Origin of the sequence: Nonomuraea sp. NPDC059194 (genome assembly GCF_042754765.1) — a bacterium.
Taxonomy (GTDB): Bacteria; Actinomycetota; Actinomycetes; order Streptosporangiales; family Streptosporangiaceae; genus Nonomuraea.
Genome location: NZ_JBHZBH010000037.1, coordinates 60,408 through 82,048, shown reverse-complemented (window position 1 = coordinate 82,048; position 21,641 = coordinate 60,408). Strand labels below are relative to the sequence as shown.

Here is a 21,641-nt window from a genome sequence, read left to right as displayed (position 1 = left end):
AATACTCATGCTGCACGGACCGTAACCGTACGAGAACACTCCGTCACCACTCGCCAGTATGTCGAAATCGAGACCGACTCGACCTGCTGCAACCCCCCAGCACTCAGCTGACCTGCGGCTCAGCGCTTATCGAGAAGTCTCGTCGGAATATGACCACGACCTCTGGTAGCCGAGCACGAGGCGCTGGCCGCCTTCCACGGCGACAACTACCTGCCGCTGCTGGACCGCTTCTACCGCTCACACCGCGGGCTGCTGCTGCGCCTGGCTGGCGTGCTGGTGCTGGAGCCGGCCAGCACGGACCGCAGGCTGCTGGAGGCGCTGGAGTTCGTACGCGCCAACGCCACCCGCACCAGCGAGCTCATCGGCGACGAATACACCGCCGAGGAGGAGGTCGTCGATGAGACGACCGGCGAGATCTCCACAGTGACGGTGCGCAAGCACGTGGACGTCTCCTTCGCGCCGGAGGCCTGGCAGAAAGTGATCGCCGACAAGCGGCGCCCCGGCAAGCTGGTACGCCGGCACTTCGAAATCTGCGTCTTCTCCTGCCTGGCGGACGAACTGGTGCGCGGCGATGTGGCGGCGGTCGGCTCGGAGGCCTACGCCAACTGGCAGTCCCAGCTGCTGAGCTGGGAGGACTGCCAGCCGCACCTGGCCACCTACTGCGCCGAGGTGGGCCTGCCCGCCACGGCCTCGGAGTTCGTGGCGCAGTTGAAGACCCGTATGAAGAACATGGCCGCGGCCGTGGATGCGGGCTACCCGGACAACGCCGACCTGCTCATCGACGAGCAGGGCCGGCCCTCGCTCAAGGCCCGCAAGTCCGGCGGCGTCGCTTACCACCACATCGCCGATAACTACATCGCGCTCTTTTCAAGATTCGTGCCGTGCGGGGTGTGGGAGGCCGTCTACATCATCGAAGGGCTGCTGGAGCAGGAGAGCGACGCGGCCCCCAAGGAGATCCACGCCGACACGCAAGGCCAGTCGTTTCCTGTCTTCGGACTGGCGCACCTGTTCGGGTTCGAGCTGCTGCCGCGTATCCGCAACTTCCGGGACCTGACCTTCCACCGGCCCGAGCCCGGCGTCCGCTATCGGCATATCGACGCGCTGTTCGGCGAACCGATCAACTGGCAGCTGATCGAAAATCACTGGCAGGACCTGATGAAGGTGGCCATCTCCATCCGCGAAGGCGAGCTGTCGTCGATCACGCTGCTGCGGCGGCTGCGGCACGACTCCAAACGCAACAAGATCTACCGCGCCTTCCGCGAGCTGGGCCGCGTGATCCGCACCATGGTGCTTCTTCGGCACGTCTCCGACGCCACGCTGCGGGAGAACATCACCCGGGCCACCAACATGGTCGAGTCCTACAACAACTTCTCCAAGTGGATCGGGTTCGGCAACAACGGGGTGATCGCCGAGAACGACCCGGAGGAGCAGGAAAAGGCGATCAAGTTCAACACCCTGGTCGCCGACCTGGTCATGTACCAGACCACCCTGGACATGTCCCTGGTACTCAACCAGCTGCGCGGCGAGGGCGAGACGGTGCATCGCGCCGACGTGGCCATCATGTCGCCCTATCAGGAGGACAACGTGCGCCGCTTCGGCGACTACATCTACGACCTGGACGCGCCGCTGGAGGGTATGGAGGTCCATCTCGATCTCGAGGAGGAGGCGGCGGCCTGAAACGGCCCCTGCTGCGCCGCCGGGCCGTTCTCGAAACGGCCGGACTGAAGTTGACGGGATCCCGTCTGATCATCGCGATCAGGCGGGATCTTGTCGTTTCAGGGGCAGCCACGGCACGAGGACGGCCGCGACGGCCCCGTGCATGAGCGATAGCGCGATCTTCGTTCCCACGGACGCCTCGACGCCGAGGATCGGGAGAAAGGACACGGCGAGGGTGGTCAGGGCCAGGATGCGCCAGATGGTTTTTCCGTGCTTGGCGTATTTCTCCAGCGCCGTAAGCACGCCCCAGGCCAGCAGGGACAAGCTGAGAGTGAACCCCGCGACCTGGGCAAGGCCCACCGGCGTGGGCGGTTGCCCGTTGCGCATGTCGACCACGAGGTCAACGTTCAACGCGTGGGCGATGAACCACAGCACGCATGCGGCCAGCCTTGCGCTGAGGATGGCAGAGGCCTTGCCGTACCGGATGAAGATGTTCATGGGATGAGGATGATCTTTCCGCGGGTCTGGCCGGCTTCGCTGCGGGCATGGACCGCGGGCAGGTCCGACAGGGGAAGGGTCTGGGCGATGTCGAGGCTCAGGTCGCCGGCGTCGATGAGCGCGACGAGTTCGCGCAGTTGCGCGGGATCGTTGCGGGTGACGAAGTGCGGATAGGTCGGTATCGGGGTGGCGACAGATACCGCCGAACCACCAGGGCGAACGAGCTCGGCCAGCCCGGCAGCCGATTCGGGGCTGATCGGGGCCAGGTTGATCACTGCATCCATGCCATCGGGCAGCGGTTCGGCCGTGTAGTCGACGATCTGGTCGGCGCCCTGGGCGGTGACCGCGGCGGCGCTGCGGGCGCTGGCCGTGGCGACGACGAAGGCCCCCGCGAGTTTGGCGAGTTGGACGGTGAACCCGCCGATCCCGCCACCGGCGCCGTTGATCAGCACCCGCTGGCCGGGAGTCACCTTCACCTGCTCGTGCACCGCCTGCCACGCCGTCAGGCCCGCCACGGGGATCGCCGCCGCCTGCGTCAACGGGATGCTGGTCGGCGCGGGGGCCAGTACGTCGGCCCTGGCGACGACGTATTCGGCCGCGGTCCCGCCCGCGTCCAGGCGGCCGATCACCTGATCACCTTCGGCCCATCCGCTCGCTCCGTCGACGACGGTGCCCGCGACGTCCCAGCCCAAGGTGTACGGCAACGCCACGGGGAACACCGTCCGCAACATTCCCGAGCGCAGGGCCGTCTCGGTGGGGTTGAACGAGGTGGCAGCCACCTTGATGAGCACCTCGCCGGGGCCTGGGACTGAGATGGGTACCTGGTGGAGCTCGATGACATCCGGGGAACCGTACTGCGTGAATCTCGCTGCATTCATCATGCGCTCAACGCTAGAGCGATTGTGCGAGATGATGAATGCCTAGAAGTCTTGAATCCATAAGAGATAGTCTTCGCTTGTGGATCTGCTCTGTGATGTGGTCACGGTGATGCGTTCCGGTCGGCCCAGCTCCGCCCGTGTTGCCTGGCATGCCCCCTGGGGGCAGCGTTTTCCCTCGATGCCAGGCTCGGCGGGGTTCCAGGTGCTCCTGCAGGGTTCCTGCTGGCTCATCCCGCCCTCTGGTGATCCGGTCGCGTTGGGAGTCGGCGACGTGCTGTTCGCTCCCCGCGGCCTCGGGTACGGCTTGGCCGACACCCCGGTCAGGAATCTGGCCGAGCCCTCCTGCGACCCCACCGAAGACAGCGACCTGTTCGTCTCCGACTTCATCGGACAAGACGGGCCTCTCACCGTGACGCTCTGCGGCGGCTACCGGCTCGCCCCCGGTCGCGCCCATCCGCTGCTGCAGGACCTGCCCGACCTGCTCCACCTGCCGGCCCGGCTCGGCCACCACCCACAGCTCCGCGCCGCGGTGGACCTGCTCGGCGCCGAGGTCGAACGCCCGCACATGGGAGCCGACACCGTCGTCCTGGCCCTGCTGGACACGCTGCTGATCTACATCCTGCGCGCCTGGTTCGCCGAGCAACCCAGCAAACCCAGGACCGGCTGGGCCGCCGCGATGGCCGACCCAGCGATCAGCGCAGCGCTGTCCGCGGTCCACCGCGACCCGGCTCACCCGTGGACCGTCAAGACCCTGGCCGACCAGGCCAGCCTCTCGCGCGCGGCCTTCTCCCACCGTTTCGCCATGCTGATCGGCCAGCCGCCGCTCACGTACCTCACCTGGTGGCGCTTGACCCTGGCCGCTCGCATGCTCCGCGAGAGCGACGCGTCCCTGAGCGAGGTAGCCGCCCGGGTGGGGTACGGCTCGGAGTTCTCCTTCGCCAACGCGTTCAAGCGTGAGTACGGCACAGCCCCCGGGCGCTATCGACGCCAGGCCGCGTGAAGAGCACTCGCACGCCGGGAAACGATCAAGGAGGTTCCGGGAAGCGATCTTCTCAAGGCGGTCCGACCCAAGCCAGGTCCATTCGTGAACACCCCGCCGCCGCACAGGCCCCATCCTCGCAGCAAGCGCCGGGCCCGGCGGGCCCCCCGAGGCTGAAGACGCGAAGCAAGATTTCCGCGGATGAATTCGGTTGCACTGGGACTGCTGAGCTTGGTGGGGTATCTGCATGAATGGTGCCACTGAGCAGGGGCAACGGGCGAGGACAGGAAGAGACCGTACGATCACGCGACGTCCGGCTCCATGGCACAGGCTGGCGGTGCTCGGGGCTCTGATGCTGGCCGCCCTCACCTTCAACACCGCGGAGAACCTGCCGGTCGGCCTCCTGAGGCTCATGTCCGAAGACCTACGGGTGTCCCTGTCAGCGGTTGGTCTCCTGGTCACCGGTTACGGCGTGACGGTGGCCATCGCATCTGTGCCGATTGCTCACGTCGTGCGGGCCGTGCCCCGACGTTATGTGCTCACGGGACTGCTGGCCGCGCTCGTGGTGTCCAGTCTCGTTGCCGCGCTGGCCCCCTCTTACTGGTTGCTCCTCGTGGCGCGGCTGCTGACCGCGCTCGCCCAGGCGCTGTTTTGGGCCGTGATGGGGCCGGTCGCGGTGGGCCTGTTCGCGCCCGAGGTTCGGGGGCGTGTGGTCGGGGCGCTGTCCGTGGCTGGTTCGCTCGCCCTCGTGTTTGGTGTTCCCGCTGGGACCTGGCTGGGCCAGCAGAGTACCTGGCAGGTGCCCATCGCCATGCTGGCGGCTCTGGGGCTTGTCTCTCTGGTGACGATCGCCGTTCTGCTGCCGACTTCGCGTCCGGAAGGAGAGCCCGCCGCCTACGCGACCGATCCCGACGTGTGGCGGTTCGGGACGGTGCTGGCGGCCGGAGCCTTGTCCGCCACCGGGGCGTTCACGGGATACACCTACATCGTGACGTTCCTGGGCGACGTGAGCGGGTTCTCCCCCCGCGCGGCCAGCGTCCTGTTCGTGGTTTTCGGTGTCGCGTGTCTGGCCGGGGTGAGCATCACCGGGGCGTTGCTGGACCGCTTTCCGCAGTCCGCGTTGGCCACCGCCGTGACCACGCAGGCCGTGGGCATGCTCGGCCTGTACGCGTTCGGCGCTCATCAGGTGGCGGCGGTGATGTTCCTTATGCTGATGGGCGGCGCACTCGGCCCGGTGTTCATGACCACGCAAAACGCGATGCTGCACTGCGCGCCGGGCCGCACGGACATCGCCTTCGCAGCGAACTCCGGTGCTTACAATGCCGGCATCGCGGCGGGTGCCGCGCTTGGGGGACTGGTCCTGTCGCTCGCCGAGGTACGGAGCACCTTCCTCGCCGGCGGGCTGCTGACCGTCGGGTCCTGCGCGGTCCTACTCGGCGGCCAGCTGCTGAGTGGGGCGCCGCCGTCCGGAACGCTCAGCACGCCGACGAGGGACGCCAGCTCGAATTCGCCGACCATGACAGGGCGTGCCTGAAGGCTGCAGGTGCGCACTTTGGACGGTCAGATCGCCGATGCCGCTGCGGTCGCGGGCGGGAGAGCTCTGATGATCCGATCGCCCGGCCGTATTCTACGTACTTCCGAGATTGACATAATCTCGGAAGTAGATTGTCAGGTGTGAGTTCCGAGATTACGCGCTCCGAATCCTCGCAGGTGCCTGGATCCGCTTCCGAGATTACGAGGCGCCGTCCGGGCGCCCGCCCCACCCGGCTGCCGCCGGCCTACGACGCGGTGCTCGGCGAGTACGCCGCGGCGCTGGAGCGCGCGCCGTTGTGGCCTCCCAGTACTAGTGGAACGATGAACCGGGGTTAGTGTCACATGATTTGACAGGCTGCCTCTGACCAGGCCAACCTTGCGCTGTGGCGGATTCTGAGGGTGTGGCGTTCCTGCGGTCGGATGTTGCCCGGTTCTGCGGAGAGATAGCCCATCTGGCGCCCGCGGTACGACTGGCGCGGCTGGCGGAGCTGCGGGCGATGCTCGATGAGGTCACCTCGCACGCGATGGCCGCGGCGATGGCGGACGCCCGCGGAGAGGGGTGGGGGCTGCGCCGGATCGGCAAGCACGCCGGGGTCTCCCATGAACAAGTCCGGCGGATGCTCGTGCCGCCCGAGGCGCAGCCCGCCACACCGGGGTGAGCGGTGGCGCGGCCCAGGGGTTACTGGCCGGGCGGGGGTGTGCGCAGCGGGCGCAGGGCCCCGTCGCGGATGATCTCCGGCAAGGCGAAGTTGTAGCGCCCCAGGAAATTGAAATGCTCAAATCCCAGCGGGGAAAGTCGGGCGATGTCGGCGGCTGCTATCTTCTTTCCTTCGGCTCGGATTTCGTCCAGCGCGCGAGCCGTATAGACCGTGTTCCACAAAATGCAGACGTTGGTGATGAAACCCAGCGTCCCCAGTTGATCTTCCTGGCCTTCTTTGTATTTCTGCCGGAGTTCACCTTTTTGGCCGTGGAAGATTTTCCGGGCCAGGGTGTGGCGCGATTCTTGACGGTTGAGCTGAGTTTGCACACGGCGGCGCAGGAGTTCGTCGTCGAAGTAGCAGGCCAGGTAGGTGGAGCGATCCAGCTTGCCCAGCTCCATCAGCGCCCGACCGATCGGGGTGGGCGTGCCGCCGCCGGCGAAGTAGCGAAACAGCTCGCTGGCCTTGACCGCGCCGGTGCTCAGGGACGCGGCGACGCGCAGCAGGTCATCCCAGTTGTCGCGGATGAGGCCGAGGTTGACCCGGCTGCGGATCAGGCCGTCCAGCCGCCCGTAGTAGGCGGCCGGATCGGCGCGGAACAGGGTGGCGCTGCCGACGTCGGCCAGGCGCGGGGAGAACTGCCAGCCCAGCAGCCGGAAGATGCCGAAAGCGATTTCGGAGGCCCCCGAGGTGTCGGAGGCGATCTCGGTCGGCTTCAGCGACGTCTCCTGCTCCAGCAACCCTTCCAGGATGTAATACCAATCCTTCGGCGTACCCGGAATGACGATGCCGTGAAAGCCGGTGAATTGGTCGGAGGTGAAATTGTAATAGGTGACGCCCTTGGCGCCCTTGCCCTTCCCCAGTATTTGGTGTTGGGCCCGGCGTTGATGGTTTTCACCGGGACGACGAAGCGCAGGCCGTCGGCGGAGGCCAATTCGCCGCCGCCCCAGGCTTTTACCAGATCCAGCTTGGTGTGGTAGTCGACCGGCGTTGGCGGCGGTGATGGTGGCCGCCCGCAGGTAGTTCTGCTCCACCCAGAACAGCCGGTCCAGAGCGAGCGCCGGTTCGCCTTCGGAGACCATGGGCCGCATCCCGACATTCATGCTCTGGGAGACCAGGACGGCGGCGATCGAGGTGATCATGTTCTCTTTGCGGGAGGGCGCGTCGCCGGACAGGTGGGTGAAGTGGTCCAGGCGAGCCGGTCCAGGCGTGGACCTCGAGTAGCGCCTCGGGCAGGTCCACGATGGGGATGCGGGCGTCGACGTCGGCGCGCAGCGCCGTGAGGGAGGCGCTGCTCGAACTCCTGTGTCACGCGCCCCGACGCAGGTCAACAGCCACTATCGCGCAGAGTGTCAAAGTATGTGACAGTAACCCCGGTTCATCGTTCCACTAGTACTGGGAGGCCAGGCCGACGCCGCTGGGGTGCTGCGCCACGACAAAGGCCACACAACCTACTGATCTTCAATTTCATCTCCTGGATCTCCTCGATATCGATCCACGAGATCTCCGCTGAAGATCACTCAGGTGCGGAATCCGCGGGCTCAGGGCGATGACCAGGCCGGACTGACACGTCAGTCGGTGGGCTGGGTGGCGGCGAGGGCGGTGGCGGGGTCGGGCTCCGGCGGGCCCGCAGGGAACCAGTCGCCGTCCGCGTCGACGAACGGGTGCCAGCGGCCGTCCCTGCCGTAGCGGACCTGGACGCCGCCGAGCGTCCAGCGGTTGCGGGCGGCCTCGAAGCCGGGCAGCTGCCATCCGGCGCGGGCGACGGCCTGCTTGGGCGGGGTCCACGCGGTGGTGAGCGTGTCGAGGGCGTCGGCGCCGCCGTACCGCCACGACTGGACTGCGGCGGGCAGGCCGATGTCGAGATCGTGGGTGGCGGCCAGCCGTACCCTGTCCTGGAACTCGGTGAGGACGGCGGCGGCGCCCGAGACCAGCAGCTCGCGGGCGCGCAGGGCGGCGTCGGCGGCCAGCACCCGCAGCGCGGCGGGGTCGATGCCCGGCGCGGGCTCCACCTCCAGCGGTTCGGGTGCGGGCAGCGCGGCGTCGGCGAAGGACGGCAGCGGCGGTACGCCGTGGGCGTAGGCCTCGGCGACGGGCGTGCCGATGGGCGCACTGGCCCGCTGGAGCGAGGCGATCAGGTCGTCCTTGTCCAGCCCGCGCATGAGCATCAGCAGGAACGGGTCCCGGTCGAGCAGCCACGAGGCCTGGTAACACAGCGCGGCGGCGTGCTTGCAGGGGTGCCCCCAGTCGGGGCAGTCGCACTCGGGCTCCAGGTCGCCGACGCCTGGCAGCAGCTCCACCAGGTCGTACGGCAGGTCGCCGTCCAGCAGCGCGGCCAGGTGGCCCGCCTTGGCCGCGATCTGCTCCACGAACGCCGCGGCCACGGGCGCGACGTGCACGACGGCGGTGTACTCGCCCTCGGCGACCGCGGCGAGGCGGCCGGGGCTGACCGTGATGGGGCCGAGCTGCCCCGTCTTGGCGTAGGCACGTCCTTTGGCGAGGAGGGCGTGGTCGAGCGAGGTGTCCTCCAGCGCCTTGAGCCACGCCCTGCCCCACCACGAGGTGGCGAAGCGGGCGCCGGCGCGCTGCGGGGCGAAGGCGGGAAAACCCTTGGCGGCGGTCATCGCAGCTCCACGAGGTTGAGCAGGTCCGCGTCGGTGAGTTCGGTGAAGTCGTTGGACAGGACGGCCTCGGCCAGCGATCGCTTGGTTTCGAGCATGGTCGCGATGCGGTCCTCGATGGTGCCCTCGGCGATGAGCCGGTGCACCTGGACGGGACGGGTCTGGCCGATGCGGTAGGCGCGGTCGGTGGCCTGGTCCTCGACGGCGGGGTTCCACCAGCGGTCGAAGTGGATGACGTGGTCGGCGCGGGTGAGGTTGAGCCCGGTGCCCGCGGCCTTGAGCGAGAGCAGGAAGACGGGCGCCTGGCCGTCCTGGAAGCGTTCGACCATCTCCTCCCGCCTGGCCACGGGGGTGCCGCCGTGGAGGAACTGCGTGGCGATGCCCCTGTCGGCGAGGAAGCGTTCGAGCAGGCGGGCCATCGTGACGTACTGGGTGAAGACCAGCACCGCGCCGTCCTCGGAGAGGATGGTCTCCAGCAGCTCTTCGAGCAGTTCGAGCTTGCCCGAGCGGCCTTCCAGCACCGGATCCTTCTCGTGCAGGAACTGCGCGGGGTGGTTGCAGATCTGTTTGAGCCCGGTCAGCAGCTTGACGATCAGGCCGCGCCTGGCCATGCCGTCTGCCGCCGAGATGGACGACATCAGCTCGCGCACCGTCGCCTCGTAGAGCGCCCCCTGCTCCTTGGTGAGCGAGACAGGCCGGTCGGTCTCGGTCTTGGGCGGCAGCTCGGGCGCGATCCCGGGGTCGGACTTGCGGCGGCGCAGCAGGAAGGGCGCGATCAGCCGGCCGAGCCGTTCGGGCCGCGGCTCCCAGCGCGTACGGAAGCGGGACAGCGAGCCGAGCAGCCCCGGCGTGGTCCAGTCGAGGATCGCCCACAGCTCCGACAGCGTGTTCTCCACCGGCGTGCCGGTCAGCGCGACGCGGGCGGCAGAGGGGATCTCGCGCAGCGCCTTGGCGGTGCCCGAGCGGTGGTTCTTGACGTGCTGGGCCTCGTCGGCCACCACCAGGTCCCACGGATGCTCGGCAAGGGCGGCGGCGTCGACGCGCATGGTGCCGTAGGTGGTGAGGACGAACCCGGTGTCGGCCAGCGTGCGCTGGGCCCCGTGGTAGCGGCGGACCGGGACCCCTGGGGCGAACCTGGCGATCTCTCTCTCCCAGTTGCCCAGCAGCGAGGCTGGGCAGACCACCAGCGTCGGGCCGCTGTCGCGGTGGAGATGGAGCGCGATGAGCGTGATGGTCTTGCCCAGGCCCATGTCGTCGGCCAGGCAGCCGCCGAGCCCGAGCGAGGTCATCTGGGCCAGCCAGCGCAGGCCCGCCAGCTGGTAGTCGCGCAGTGTCGCGGCCAGCCCGCTCGGCGCCTCCACGGGCTCGGCCACCAGCCGGGCACGCAGCTCCTCCAGCACGGGGCCGGGGGAGACCTCGATCTCCTCCTCTTCCACCAGCGCCGTTCCGGTGAGGGCGGCGCCGAGGGCCTCGATGCCGGTCAGCGGCTTCATCTCGCGGTTTCTGGCCTTGCGGGCCAGGTCGGGGTCGATGAGCACCCACTGGTCGCGCAACCGGACGATGGGACGGTGGGCCTCGGCCAGGCGGTCCATCTCGGCGGCGGTCAGCTCGTCGTCGCCGAGCGTCAGATGCCAGTCGAAGCGGAACAGCCCGCTGGACTCGCCGCCGAGCACGGCCCTGGCGCTGACCCCGCGCACGAGGTCGCGCGGCCAGTGCACGTCGATGCCCTTGGCCGCGCCGGACAGCAGGTCGGAGACCTCCTCGTCGGACAGGTCGAGCTCGTCGGGCACCTCGGCGTCGAGCAGGCGTTCCAGCGGCGGCCACCGCCGGGCCGCCCTGCGCAGCTCGACGACCGCCTCGACCTGCGCCCTCGGGCCGAGCCCCTGGTCGCGGCCGGCCCACAGCTCGGCGGCGTCCACGACGAGCGAGGGGTCGGCCAGGCTGTGCAGCTGCACGACCGCGCGGAAGACGGTGTGCTCGGCGCCGCCGGTCTCGACCCGCAGCGACAGCCGTACGCCGGGGGCGGCGGCCCACTCTCGCAGCTGCGGCGCCTTGACCGGCTTGGCGGCCGAGTAGGCGGGCACGCCCACGGCACGCACGGCGCCGGGGGAGCGCGGCATCCCGTCGGCGACGGCGTCGAGGAAGGCGCGGACCAGGCTCTCGGCGTCGGGCAGCAGATCGGGCGCCGACGGCAGGGGAACGGCCCGCGCCGTGGCGGGCATCGCGTCGGCAAGCTCCCTGATCTTGGCGGTGTCGGCGGCGTCCAGCGGGCCGGCGTGCCAGGCGGCGTGGTCGCTCGGGCTCACGGCCGGCCTGATGCGGCCCTTGGCGACGATCTGGAGCGCCAGCAGCGCCACCGCGCCCCAGAACCGGCTGGCGGGGTCGGCGTTCTGGTCGGCGCGGGCCCTGCTGAGCAGTGCGACCGCGTCGGTGGCGGGCACGCGGGTGACGAATGTCTCACGGGTTCCTTCGGGCTCCGCGATCGTCGCCGTCTCGTCGCCTGCCGGGTTGAGGAAGGCCACCGTACCTGCTCTGGGAGGGTCGCCCGGTTCGAAGATGGCCGCGTGCCGAAGGAGTTCGCGCATAGCCGTACAGCGTACCGTACGGTATAGCTGTGGTTTACCACAGCCGCAAATCGGAAGGTGACCTCATTCTGGGCATATTCGATCACTCATAGGCTCTGGGGCATGACTTCTAACGACGGGATCGCCGGCTGGGCGACGGGCCTGATGGAGACCATGGGCGCACCCGGTGCGGGGATCGCCATCGCACTGGAGAACCTCTTTCCCCCGCTGCCGAGCGAGGTGATCCTCCCTCTGGCCGGGTTCACCGCAGGTCGGGGCGGCATGGGGCTCATCGAGGCGCTGGTGTGGACCACGGCGGGCTCGGTCATCGGCGCCCTCGCCCTCTACCTGATCGGGGCGTTGCTGGGCAGGGACAGAGTGGTGGCGATCGCCGAGCGCCTGCCCCTGGTGAAGGTCTCCGACATCGAGAAGACCGAGGGCTGGTTCGCCAAACATGGTGTCAAGACGGTGTTCTTCGGGCGGATGATCCCGATCTTCCGCAGCATGATCTCTATCCCTGCCGGGGTCCAGCGCATGCCGCTCGGCCTCTTCCTGCTGTTCACCACCCTCGGCAGCGCGATCTGGAACACGATCTTCGTGATGGCCGGCTACTTCCTGGGCGAGAACTGGTCGCTCGTGGAGGGTTACGTCGGCATCGGCACCAACCTCGTGATCGGCGTGGTGGTGCTGGCCTTTCTCATCTTCGTCGGCGTACGGCTGGGCGAGCGCCGCAAGGGCCGTCACGCGGGCCGTCGCTGAGGTCACGCGGCCGATGCGAGAATCGTCGCCGTGAGAACCACCGAAGGCCTGCCATGCGGGTGACGCTCGCTGAAGACTCCACGCTGCTGCGCGAGGGCCTGGCCAGACTCCTGGTCGAGGAGGGCCACGACGTCGTGGCCGCGGTCGGCGACGGCGACGCCCTGCTCGAGGCGGTCGCCGCCGACCAGCCCGACATCGTGGTGGCGGACGTGCGCATGCCGCCCACCCACACCGACGAGGGGCTGCGCGCCGCGCTGGAGATCAGGCGCCGCTGGCCGTCGGTCAGGGTGCTGGTGCTGTCGCAGTACGTGGAGAAGAAATACGCCACCGAGCTGATGACGGGCGACGTGGAAGGCGTCGGCTACCTGCTGAAGGACCGGGTGGCCCAGGTCGCCGACTTCCTCGACGCGCTGGAGCGCGTCGGCGCGGGCGGCGCCGCCTTCGACCCCGAGGTGGTACGGCAGCTGCTGGCCCGCACGACGCGGGCCGACCCGCTGGCCAAGCTCACCCCCCGCGAGCGCGAGGTGCTCGAACACATGGCGCAGGGCTACACGAACGCCTCCATCGCCGAGGCGCTGTTCGTCTCGCAGAGCGCGGTCGAAAAGCACGTCAACGCCGTCTTCGACAAGCTTGGCCTGTCGCACACCAGCGGGTACAGCCGCCGCGTGCTGGCCGTACTGCGCTTCCTGTCCTGACCGCGGAATGTCGGTGGCCCGCTCTAGGGTGGGTGCCGTGATCAGCCAGCGGGCGCTCAACCGCGCCACTCTCGCCAGGCAGCTGCTCCTGCGCCGGCACGCGATGAGCCCCATGCAGGCCATCGAGCACCTCGTCGGCCTCCAGGCCCAGGCGCCCTTCCCGCCCTACTTCGGGCTGTGGTCGCGCCTGGCGGCCTTCCGGCCGGAAGAGCTGGCCGAGCTGCTGGTCAAGCGCGAGGTCGTGCGCATCACGCTGATGCGCGGCACCGTCCACCTGGTCAGCGCCCGCGACTGCCTGACGATCAGGCCGCTCATCCAGCCCATGCTCACCCGGGCCCTGATGGCCAGGCGGGCCAATGGCGTCGACCACGCCGCCGTGGTGGCCGCGGGCAGGGCGCTGCTGACCGAGCGGCCGCTGTCGGTGAAGGCCATGACGCCGCTGCTGGCCGAGAGCTTCCCCGACGCCGCCCCCGCAGACCTGCCGGTGATCCTGCGCTGGCTGCTGCCCATGGTCCAGGTGCCGCCGCGGGCCGTGTGGGGCAAGGCGGGCGACGCCGTCCTCACCCCGGTGGAGGCGTGGCTGGGCCGCGACCTCGATCCCGAGCCCGCCGTCGAGCACCTGCTGCGGCGCTACCTGGCGGCCTTCGGCCCCGCCACGGTCGCCGACATGCAGGCCTGGTCGGGGCTGACCGGGCTGCGCGCGGCCGTGGCCGCGCTCGACCTGGTCGACCTGGGCGGCGGCCTGCTCGACCTTCCCGACGCGCCGCGCCCCGACGAGGACACCCCGGCTCCCGTACGGCTGGTCGCGCCGTTCGACAACCTGGTGCTCAGCCACGCCGACCGCACCAGGGTCATCTCCGACGAGCACCGCAAACGGGTCGTCACGATCAACGGCCAGGTCCACGGCACCGTTCTGGTCGACGGCTACGTCCACGGCAGCTGGAAGCGCGACAAGGCCACCGTGACAGTCTCGCCGTTCGGCCCGCTGACCGCGGCCCAGCGCGAGGAGATCGAGGCCGAGGCCGTCGACCTCCTCGCCTTCGCCGAGCCGGGCAAGCCGCCGTCGGTCAGATTCGACTGAAGAACGCCTTGATGTCGGCGGCCAGCAGGTCGGGCTCCTCCATCGCGGCGAAGTGGCCGCCCCTGTCGAACTCGCTCCAGTGCACGATGGCGTTGGTCAGCTCGGCCAGCGCCCGCACCGGCTTGGCGTTCTCCCTGGGGAAGACCGCGATGCCGGTCGGCACGTCCAGGCGTTCCGGCGCGCCCCAGTTCTTGGCGCCCTCGTAGTAGAGCTGCGCCGACGAACCCGCGGTGCCGGTCAGCCAGTAGATCATCACGTTGGTGAGCAGGAGGTCGCGGTCGACCGCCTCCTCCGGCACGTCCTTGGAGTCGGTCCACTCCTTGAACTTCTCCACGATCCACGCCAGCTGACCCACCGGTGAGTCGTGCAGGCCGTACGCGAGCGTCTGCGGCCTCGTGGCCTGGATCTGCAGGTAGCCCGACCCGCCCTCGAAGCCGTCGTACTCGGCCAGGCGCTCCCTGTCGGCCTCGCTCAGCTCGGACAGGTCGCCGAAGGGGAAGGTGAGCAGGAAGTTGAGGTGCACGCCGATCACCCGCTCGGGTTCGGCGATGCCCAGCTCACGGGAGATGCCCGAACCCCAGTCGCCGCCCTGCGCGCCGTAGCGCTCGTAGCCGAGGCGGCTCATCAGCTCGGCCCACGCCCGAGCCACCCGCTTGAGGTCCCAGCCCGCCTCGCCGGTCGGCCCCGAGAAGCCGTAGCCGGGGATGGAGGGGATCACCAGGTGGAAGTCCTGCGACAGCGGTTCGATGACGTCGAGGAACTCCACGAACGAGCCCGGCCACCCGTGCGTGAGGATCAGCGGCGTGGCGTCCTCGCGCGGCGAGCGGACGTGGACGAAGTGCACGTTCGTGCCGTCGATCTCGGTGGTGAACTGCGGCAGGGAGTTCAGCCGCGCCTCCTGCGCGCGCCAGTCGTAGCGCTCGGCCCAGTAGGTCACCAGTTCCCTGAGGTAGCCGGTGGGGACGCCGCGGCTCCAGCCCTGGCCCGGGATCTCCGAGGGCCAGCGGGTACGGCCCAGCCGCTCGCGAAGGTCGTCGAGGTCGGCCTGCGGGACATCGATGCGGAACTCCTTGATTTCCATGTCTCGACAGTAGAATCAATAAAGGACAGATCCCGCCCTCAATTGCCGCCCTTCATAGGAAAGAGACGTGACCCCGACCCGGCTGCTGCGCCTGCTGTCGCTCTTCCAGTCACGCCGCGACTGGACCGGCGCCGAGCTGGCCGAACGCCTCGGCGTCGACGTGCGCACGCTCAGACGCGACATCGAGCGGCTGCGCGAGCTCGGCTACCCGGTCCACGCGGCCAGGGGAGTGGCGGGCGGATACCGCCTGGGCGCGGGAGCGGCGCTGCCGCCGCTGCTGCTCGACGACGAGGAGGCGGTTGCGGTGGCCGTCGGCCTGCGCACCGCCGCCGGGGGCACGGTCGCGGGCATCGAGGAGAGTTCGGTGCGCGCGCTGGCCAAACTGGAGCAGGTGCTGCCCTCCCGCCTGCGCCACCGCGTCAGCGCCCTGCATGACACCACGGTCACGATGGAGGGCGGCCTCCCGCAGGTCGACCACACCACGCTGACCACCATCGCCGCCGCCTGCCGCGACCGCCAACGCCTGCGCTTCGACTATCTCAGCCACCGCGGCCAGGCGGGCCGCCGCCACGTCGAGCCGCTGAGCCTGGCCCACCTCGGCCGCCGCTGGTACCTGCTGGCCTGGGACGTCGACCGGGCCGACTGGCGCACCTTCCGCGTCGACCGCGTCACCGCCCCCGCGCTCGGCGCCCGCTTCCCGGCGCGCCGGCCTCCGGCCGACGATCTGGCCGACTACATCTCCCGCAGGGTCAGCGGCTCCGTCTACCGCTACCGCGCCCGGGTCACCGTACACGCTCCCATTGAGCAGGTACGGCGGAGCGTCAGCCCCACCATGGGCTCGCTCACCCCCATCGACGAGCACTCGTGCCTGCTGGAGCTGGGCGCCGACTCGCTGACGGGCATCGCCTACCTGGTGGGGATGCTCGGCGTGGAGTTCGAGGTGCACGAGCCGCCCGAGCTGCCCGCCGCGCTGACCGAGCTGGCCGGACGGCTGCTGCGCGGTGCGGGCAGGGCGTGAAGGGCGGCGCGGTGCTCGTCCGCCCTTAGGAGACTGTTTCCTGCCGGGCGTGGGGCTTGGCGCGCACGTGCATGCGTTCGCCCTGGCGGCCGAACAGGTTGAGGACCTCCACGGGAGTGTCGCCCGCGGGGCCGAACCAGTGCGGCAGGCGGGTGTCGAACTCGGCGGCCTCGCCCGGTCCCATGATCAGGTCGTGGTCGGCCACGATGAGCCGCACGCGTCCGGACAGGACGTACATCCATTCGTAGCCTTCATGCGTGATCGGCTGCGGTTGGCTCTGCTCGGCAGGGATGATCGACTTCCACGCCTGCAGGGGTCCCGGCTGCGTGGTCAGGGGGAGTACGGTCCGCCCGTTGCGGACGAGGGGCTTGCAGCGGATGCGCGGGTCGCCGACCTCCGGCGCGCCGACCAGCTCGTCCAGCGGTACCTGATGCGCCTGCGCGATCGGCAGCAGGAGTTCCAGGCTGGGGCGGCGCTGGCCTGACTCCAGCCGCGAGAGCGTGCTCTTGGAGATGCCGGTGGTCTCGGCCAGTGCCGACAGGGTGACGCCACGCTGGGTGCGGATACGCCTGAGGCGGGGGCCGACCTGAGCCAGCGCGGCGCTTATCGAGGATTGCTGCTCCATGGGGCCCATTCCACCGCGCTGTTCCAGGAATGGCAACAGGAGTTGCCAGCGGCTCGGGCGGGACGCACCATCGGGGGCCGGAGGTGATCGTTCGCTTTCGCCGTCAACGGCGACCTGGCGGACGAGGACGTCCGCCACGCCAGCGCCACGCCTCGGCTGCCACCAGCAGGTAGCCGACCGCCACCGCACTCTCACCCCGCAAAAGGAGACTCACTCATGCCCGCGCAGACTTTCGCCGAACGCGTCATCCAAGCGACACGGCCCGTCCTGATGTGCCAGACGGCCGACCGCTCCGGCGCGGTACGTGACGGGGGTGTGGACCAGTGAGCGCCGAGGCCGCGATCCAGCAGGCGCCGGTCGCCCGCGGCAGGCTGCCGCTGGGGGTCTACCTGCTGTCGTTCAGTCTGTTCTCGATGGGCAGCGCGGAGTTCCTGCTCGCCGGGGTCCTGCCGGCCGTCGCCGAGGACCTGCGGATCACGCTGTCCTCCGCCGGAGCGCTGATCTCGACGTTCGCCGCGGGCGTCGTCGTCGGCGGGCCGCCCCTGGCCATCATGACCCTCCGCTGGCCACGGCGGACGACGTTGGTGGTCACGCAGGCGGTCTTCGCCGCCTGCGTGGCGATCGGCATCCTCACCGACAGCTACCCGGTGCTCCTGGCCACGCGTTTCCTCTGCGGTCTCGCCTACGCGGGGTTCTGGGCGGTCGCGGCGGTCACCGCGATCAGCCTGGTCCCGTCCGACCGTACCGCCCGCGCCTCCGGCGTCGTCGTCAGCGGGCTCAGCCTCGCGATGATCGCCGGTGGCCCGGCCGGTGCGTTGCTCAGCTATTTCACCGGCTGGCGTGGTGGCTTCTGGGCCGTGGCCGCCCTCACCGTCGCCGGCGCAGTCGTGACGCTCGTCGCGCTGCCCGCTACGAGTGTGCGCGGTGAGGCGAGCGTGAGGAGCGAGCTTCGCACGATGAGGCGGCCCCAGCTGTGGGTGGTCTACGCCGTCACCCTGCTGAGCACCGCCGCCTACATGATCTCGTTCAACTACCTGGCGGCGTTCCTGACCGACGTCACCCGCATACCCGAGGTCTGGGTTCCGGCGATCCTGACCCTGTTCGGCGTCGGCGCCCTCATCGGCCTGTCCATCGGGGGCAGGATCGCCGACAGGTTGCCCACCCACGCGCTCCTGGCCGGGGCGCTCGGGATCGCGGCCTGTTCCGTCCTGCTCGCCGTACTCGCCCCGCACGCGCTGGCCGTCGTCCCTCTGGTCCTGCTTCTCGGCGTTGCCGGATTCGTGCTGAACCCGGCCGTCTACGGGCGTGTGTTCGCCATCGCGTCGCAGGCGCCCACGCTCGCCGGGGCCACCACCGTCTCCGCCTTCCAGCTCGGCATCAGCCTCGTTCCCGTGCTGGCCGCCGCCGCGCTGGATGCCGGAGCAGGGCTCACCGCCATCCCGTGGCTCGGCGCGGGCCTGGCCGCGATCACGACCGTGCCCGTCCTGCTCGACTGGATGATGTCACGTCGGCGGGCCTGAGCATCGCTTACTCATCGGCCTGTGCCCGCCGCGCTCGCGTCCGCGCCCCAGCTCGCCAGCAGGCGCAGGTCGTCGGCCGCGGCGGAGCCCGGCCGGGCGTGGTAGACGGTCAGGCACTGCTCGGGGTCGTCGGGCAGCCGCAGCGACTCGAAGGACAGGGTGAGCTCGCCCACCAGCGGGTGACGCAATCGCCGGGTGCCGTGGCTCTTCTCCTTCACGTCGTGCCGAGCCCACAGGCGGCGGAACTCCTCGCTTTTCACCGACAGCTCGCCCACCAGCGCCGACAGTTGCGGGTCGGTCGGCCGCCAGCCGGCCTCCAGTCGCAGCGCGCCGACGGTGTCGGCCGCCGCGGACTCCCAGTCCACGAACAGCAGGCGCGCGTCGGGGCGCAGGAACACCAGCCGTGCCCAGTTGCGCTCCCGGGGCGGAACCCGGTCCCAGTCGCCGAACAGCGCCGCCGCGACCGGGTTCCAGGCGAGGATCTCGGCGCGGGGGCCGGTCACGTACGTGGGTACGGTCTCCATGGAGGCGAGCAGTTCCCGCAGCGAGGAGCGCACCCGCGGCTGGGACGGCGCCTTCCGGTGCGGCTGGCGCCTGAGCAGGTGTGTCAGGTAGTCGTGCTCGGTGTCCGACAGTCGCAGGGCGGCCGAGATCGCGCCCAGCACCTCGTCCGAGACGTTGTTGCCCTTGCCCTGCTCCAGCCGGGTGAGATACGCGACCGACACCCCGGCGAGCTGGGCCAGCTCCTCCCGGCGCAGGCCTGGCACCCGCCGGTAGCGGCCGGAGACCGGCAGTCCCACGTCCTCCGGCCGCAACCGGGCCCGGCGGGTGCGCAGGAACTCACCGATCTCCGCACGTGGATCGATGGCCCGCTCGCCCCCGGAAATCTCCGCCTCCATACCCGCCCAACCGTCCATGAAGCCCATTATGCGCGGGCGGCCGCGGACGAGCCTGACCCTGTCAGTGGTAGGAACGCTGATCGCACGCAGCACAGAACTCTGGAAAACCACCTGGTGGCGCGGCAGGCTCAAGCCCCGCCCCGGACATTCGGCGGGGCGCTGCAACCACCACCTGAAGAGGCGACCTCATGCGTACACCTGCCGCCGACTCCACCGATGCGGCTCCGAGCGGAAAACGACCCGAGGCCGTCCGGCCCGATCGTGTGCGCTGGCCGGGGCGACTGTGGATCGCACTGCTCGTCTGCAGCGGGGTGATCCTGCTCGACGGGCTGGAGAACTCCATGATCGCGGTGTCGATCCCGGAGATCCAGCGTGAGCTGGGCATGAGCGCGGCGACCGCGCAGTGGCTGATGGGCGCCTACATCCTGGCCTTCGGCGGCTTCCTGCTGCTGGGCGGGCGGTTCGCCGACCTGTTCGGCCGCCGTCGCGTGCTGGTGTTCGCGATGGCGGCGTTCGCGCTGTTGTCGCTGCTCGGCGCGCTCATCGACAACGGCACCCTGCTGATCGTCTCGCGTTTCGTCAAAGGCATGTCCGCGGCCTTCACCGCGCCGGCGGCCATGTCGCTGCTGACCACGACCTTCCCTGAGGGCCCGCAGCGGAACAAGGCGTTCGGTGTCTTCAACGTCTTCGAGGCCTCGGGCTACTCCTGCGGCCTGCTGATCGGCGGACTCCTCGCGGCGCTGAACTGGCGGACCACCTTCGTCCTGCCGATCCCGATCGCGCTGCTGGTGCTGGTCGGCGCACTGCTCGTGCTGCCGCCGGACCCGCCGCGCACCGAACGGCATCGGCTCGACGTCGGTGGCGCGGTGACCCTGGTCGCCGGGATGCTCCTGCTCGTCTTCACCGTCAGCTCCGCCGCCGACGCCGGCTGGACGTCCCCCCGGACGATCGGCGGGTTTGCGCTGTCCGCGCTGCTGCTCGCCGCCTTCGTGGCGGTCGAGCGCACCGTACGGCACCCGCTGATCCGCCTGGGCGTCCTCCGCGACCGGAACCTGGTCACCGCCAACGTCAGCTCCGCCCTGCTGTACGGCGGCGCGATGGGCTTCCAGTTCCTGCTCGCGCTGTACCTGCAGAACCTGCAGGGCTGGCAGCCGTGGCAGATGGCACTGGTGCTGCTGCCGGCGGGACTCATGGTGGTCCTCATCGGGCCCAAGCTCGGCGGGCTGATGGACCGGTTCGGCGTGACCAAGGTGCTGATGGTCGGCCTCGTGGCGTTCGTGCCGTGCTACCTGCTGATGCTCCGCATCGGCCCCGAGCCGGATCTGTGGACGGTGCTGGTGCCCGCGTCCCTGCTGTGGGGGCTGGGCTTCGCGCTCAGCATCTCGGCGCTGATGGTGGCCGGCACCAGCGGAATCGCCGACCATGAGCAGGGCCTGGCGTCCGGGCTGCTCACCAGCTCGCTGCAGCTCGGCGGCGCGTTCGGGCTCGCCGTCGTCACCGCCGCGATCGTGCCGGGCACCGAGCTGTCCATGCTCTACCCGGGCGTCATCGTCGTCCTGGCCTTCGCGGTCCTGACCCTCCTGGCGCAGCTCATGCGCAGGCGCGGGTGACCCGGCGGCATCAAACCGACACGCCTCGACGCCGCCCCCGACGGCAAGATCTACGCGGGCACCTATCCGCGTAGACGCGTGGTCGAGTACGACCCGGCCACCGGCCAGACCCGCGACCTCGGTCAGGCGCGGTCTTCCTGCCCCTCTCGATGCGTCGCCACCTGAGGCTCGACCGTGGACGGGAGGGCTGCGGCGATGCAGTCGAGGACGCGCTCCAGCCCGTTCCGGAACTGGTCGTCGCGGCTCAGGTGCGGCTGGCGCGCCTCCATCACGATCTTGGTGAAGATCGGGTAGTCCCCGCTCTTCACCAGCCGGTCGACGTACGGGTAGCTCCGCGCCATCCACTCCGACTCGCTGAGCCCGCTGCGGCGGACCTCCTCGGCCCAGCTGACCTCGTCGCGGACGGCGCCCTCGACGTAGCCGTTCAGCATGGCCATGAGGCCGAAGTTCTCGTCGATGGAGACGTGAACGTCGAGGGCCCCCATCACCCGTTCGATCAAGCGCAGCTGGTTGGGACCGTAGCTGGGCAGTGACCGGTGCACGGTGGCGATCCACGGGTGCCGCAGCCACATCGCCCGTACCCCCTCGGCGTAGCGCGTCAGGTCCGCGCGCCAGTCGCCGGAGGGCAGGCCCTCGACGTCGATCTCGCCCTGCAGCCGGTCGGCGATGAGCTCGATGAGGTCGTCGCGGCTCGGGACGTACCGGTAGAGGGACATCGCGCCCGCGCCGATCTCGGCGGCGATCCGCCGCATGGTGGCGGCCTCCAGCCCCTCGGCGTCGGCGATCCGGATTGCCGCCTCGGTGATCTGCGCGCGGCTGTAGGTCGGCTTCGGCCCGCGGGCCGGGCGCTCGGGCCGCATCCAGATGTTCACGTACTCGGCGTCGGTCACTGTTCCACCCCCTACTTGCGTACATAGTACCCATTA

The 21,641-nt window shown here is 69.8% G+C and carries 19 protein-coding genes and 1 pseudogene; 10 read left to right on the top strand and 10 right to left on the bottom strand.

The window, feature by feature from the left end; all coding sequences use genetic code 11:
• Window positions 1-270: 270 nt before the first annotated feature.
• Window positions 271-1,677, top strand: a complete 1,407-nt coding sequence (locus ACFXJ8_RS34210) for a Tn3 family transposase (protein WP_379648135.1) — start codon at window positions 271-273, stop codon at window positions 1,675-1,677.
• Between the two features lie 78 nt (window positions 1,678-1,755).
• On the opposite strand, the gene ACFXJ8_RS34205 is transcribed toward ACFXJ8_RS34210, so the two are convergent.
• Together ACFXJ8_RS34205 and ACFXJ8_RS34200 are read right to left on the bottom strand one after the other, a co-directional pair.
• On the bottom strand, window positions 1,756-2,154 hold the full coding sequence (locus ACFXJ8_RS34205; RefSeq protein WP_379648134.1) for a DUF6069 family protein: 399 nt from the start codon (window positions 2,152-2,154) through the stop codon (window positions 1,756-1,758).
• Window positions 2,151-3,035: an NADP-dependent oxidoreductase gene (locus ACFXJ8_RS34200; RefSeq protein WP_379648133.1), complete on the bottom strand. Its 885-nt coding sequence runs from the start codon at window positions 3,033-3,035 to the stop codon at window positions 2,151-2,153. The genes ACFXJ8_RS34205 and ACFXJ8_RS34200 overlap by 4 nt, the downstream gene beginning before the upstream one ends.
• A 106-nt stretch (window positions 3,036-3,141) precedes the next feature.
• Between ACFXJ8_RS34200 and ACFXJ8_RS34195 the strand changes: the two genes are divergently transcribed.
• The 3 genes from ACFXJ8_RS34195 (at window position 3,142) to ACFXJ8_RS34185 (ending at window position 6,203) form a co-directional block, all read left to right on the top strand.
• Window positions 3,142-4,032, top strand: coding sequence for an AraC family transcriptional regulator (locus tag ACFXJ8_RS34195; RefSeq protein ID WP_379648141.1), 891 nt, complete (start codon window positions 3,142-3,144; stop codon window positions 4,030-4,032).
• A gap of 331 nt (window positions 4,033-4,363) precedes the next feature.
• On the top strand, window positions 4,364-5,545 hold the full coding sequence (locus tag ACFXJ8_RS34190) for an MFS transporter (RefSeq protein WP_379648132.1): 1,182 nt from the start codon (window positions 4,364-4,366) through the stop codon (window positions 5,543-5,545).
• A gap of 382 nt (window positions 5,546-5,927) precedes the next feature.
• Window positions 5,928-6,203 carry a hypothetical protein gene (locus ACFXJ8_RS34185; RefSeq protein ID WP_379648131.1) on the top strand — a complete coding sequence of 92 codons (276 nt, stop codon included), beginning with the start codon at window positions 5,928-5,930 and terminating at the stop codon, window positions 6,201-6,203.
• A gap of 20 nt (window positions 6,204-6,223) precedes the next feature.
• On the opposite strand, the gene ACFXJ8_RS34180 is transcribed toward ACFXJ8_RS34185, so the two are convergent.
• From ACFXJ8_RS34180 to ACFXJ8_RS34165, 4 genes and pseudogenes are all read right to left on the bottom strand, one after another.
• Entirely contained in the window at window positions 6,224-7,105 is an 882-nt protein-coding gene (locus ACFXJ8_RS34180; RefSeq protein ID WP_379648140.1) for a Tn3 family transposase, read from the bottom strand.
• A gap of 135 nt (window positions 7,106-7,240) precedes the next feature.
• Window positions 7,241-7,573, bottom strand: a pseudogene (locus ACFXJ8_RS34175) (Tn3 family transposase); the annotation flags it as partial.
• A 240-nt stretch (window positions 7,574-7,813) separates the two neighbouring features.
• A complete protein-coding gene (locus ACFXJ8_RS34170) occupies window positions 7,814-8,866 on the bottom strand; it encodes an SWIM zinc finger family protein (protein ID WP_379648130.1) in 1,053 nt (350 codons plus the stop codon).
• Complete coding sequence (locus ACFXJ8_RS34165) at window positions 8,863-11,448, bottom strand: DEAD/DEAH box helicase (RefSeq protein ID WP_379648129.1); 2,586 nt, start codon at window positions 11,446-11,448, stop codon at window positions 8,863-8,865. Before ACFXJ8_RS34165 ends, ACFXJ8_RS34170 begins: the two co-directional genes overlap by 4 nt.
• 102 nt (window positions 11,449-11,550) lie before the next feature.
• Between ACFXJ8_RS34165 and ACFXJ8_RS34160 the strand changes: the two genes are divergently transcribed.
• Genes ACFXJ8_RS34160 through ACFXJ8_RS34150 form a run of 3 tightly spaced genes read left to right on the top strand, consistent with a single transcriptional unit; the run spans window position 11,551 to window position 13,962 of the window.
• Window positions 11,551-12,186 (top strand): DedA family protein, encoded by a 636-nt coding sequence (locus ACFXJ8_RS34160; protein WP_379648128.1) that lies wholly within the window; start codon window positions 11,551-11,553, stop codon window positions 12,184-12,186.
• A gap of 53 nt (window positions 12,187-12,239) precedes the next feature.
• The gene (locus ACFXJ8_RS34155; protein ID WP_379648127.1) at window positions 12,240-12,881 is read left to right on the top strand and encodes a response regulator; all 642 of its coding nucleotides are present in this window, start codon (window positions 12,240-12,242) and stop codon (window positions 12,879-12,881) included.
• A 37-nt stretch (window positions 12,882-12,918) separates the two neighbouring features.
• Window positions 12,919-13,962, top strand: a complete 1,044-nt coding sequence (locus tag ACFXJ8_RS34150; protein ID WP_379648126.1) for a winged helix DNA-binding domain-containing protein — start codon at window positions 12,919-12,921, stop codon at window positions 13,960-13,962.
• Here ACFXJ8_RS34150 and ACFXJ8_RS34145 read toward each other — a convergent pair.
• Window positions 13,949-15,043, bottom strand: coding sequence for an epoxide hydrolase family protein (locus ACFXJ8_RS34145; protein ID WP_379648125.1), 1,095 nt, complete (start codon window positions 15,041-15,043; stop codon window positions 13,949-13,951). The genes ACFXJ8_RS34150 and ACFXJ8_RS34145 overlap by 14 nt on opposite strands.
• A gap of 67 nt (window positions 15,044-15,110) precedes the next feature.
• Here ACFXJ8_RS34145 and ACFXJ8_RS34140 point away from each other — a divergent pair, with 67 nt between their 5' ends.
• Complete coding sequence (locus ACFXJ8_RS34140) at window positions 15,111-16,061, top strand: helix-turn-helix transcriptional regulator (protein WP_379648124.1); 951 nt, start codon at window positions 15,111-15,113, stop codon at window positions 16,059-16,061.
• A gap of 25 nt (window positions 16,062-16,086) precedes the next feature.
• On the opposite strand, the gene ACFXJ8_RS34135 is transcribed toward ACFXJ8_RS34140, so the two are convergent.
• The gene (locus ACFXJ8_RS34135) at window positions 16,087-16,686 is read right to left on the bottom strand and encodes a helix-turn-helix domain-containing protein (protein ID WP_379648123.1); all 600 of its coding nucleotides are present in this window, start codon (window positions 16,684-16,686) and stop codon (window positions 16,087-16,089) included.
• A gap of 323 nt (window positions 16,687-17,009) precedes the next feature.
• On the opposite strand from ACFXJ8_RS34135, the gene ACFXJ8_RS34130 reads away from it, so the two are divergent.
• Complete coding sequence (locus ACFXJ8_RS34130) at window positions 17,010-18,206, top strand: MFS transporter (protein WP_379648122.1); 1,197 nt, start codon at window positions 17,010-17,012, stop codon at window positions 18,204-18,206.
• 11 nt (window positions 18,207-18,217) lie between these two features.
• Here the strand turns inward: ACFXJ8_RS34130 and ACFXJ8_RS34125 are convergent, their stop codons facing one another.
• Window positions 18,218-19,123, bottom strand: a complete 906-nt coding sequence (locus ACFXJ8_RS34125; protein ID WP_379648121.1) for a helix-turn-helix domain-containing protein — start codon at window positions 19,121-19,123, stop codon at window positions 18,218-18,220.
• Between the two features lie 170 nt (window positions 19,124-19,293).
• On the opposite strand from ACFXJ8_RS34125, the gene ACFXJ8_RS34120 reads away from it, so the two are divergent.
• Window positions 19,294-20,715, top strand: a complete 1,422-nt coding sequence (locus tag ACFXJ8_RS34120) for an MFS transporter (RefSeq protein ID WP_379648120.1) — start codon at window positions 19,294-19,296, stop codon at window positions 20,713-20,715.
• 122 nt (window positions 20,716-20,837) lie between these two features.
• Here the strand turns inward: ACFXJ8_RS34120 and ACFXJ8_RS34115 are convergent, their stop codons facing one another.
• Window positions 20,838-21,605, bottom strand: a complete 768-nt coding sequence (locus tag ACFXJ8_RS34115) for a TetR/AcrR family transcriptional regulator (protein WP_379648119.1) — start codon at window positions 21,603-21,605, stop codon at window positions 20,838-20,840.
• Window positions 21,606-21,641: the final 36 nt, after the last annotated feature.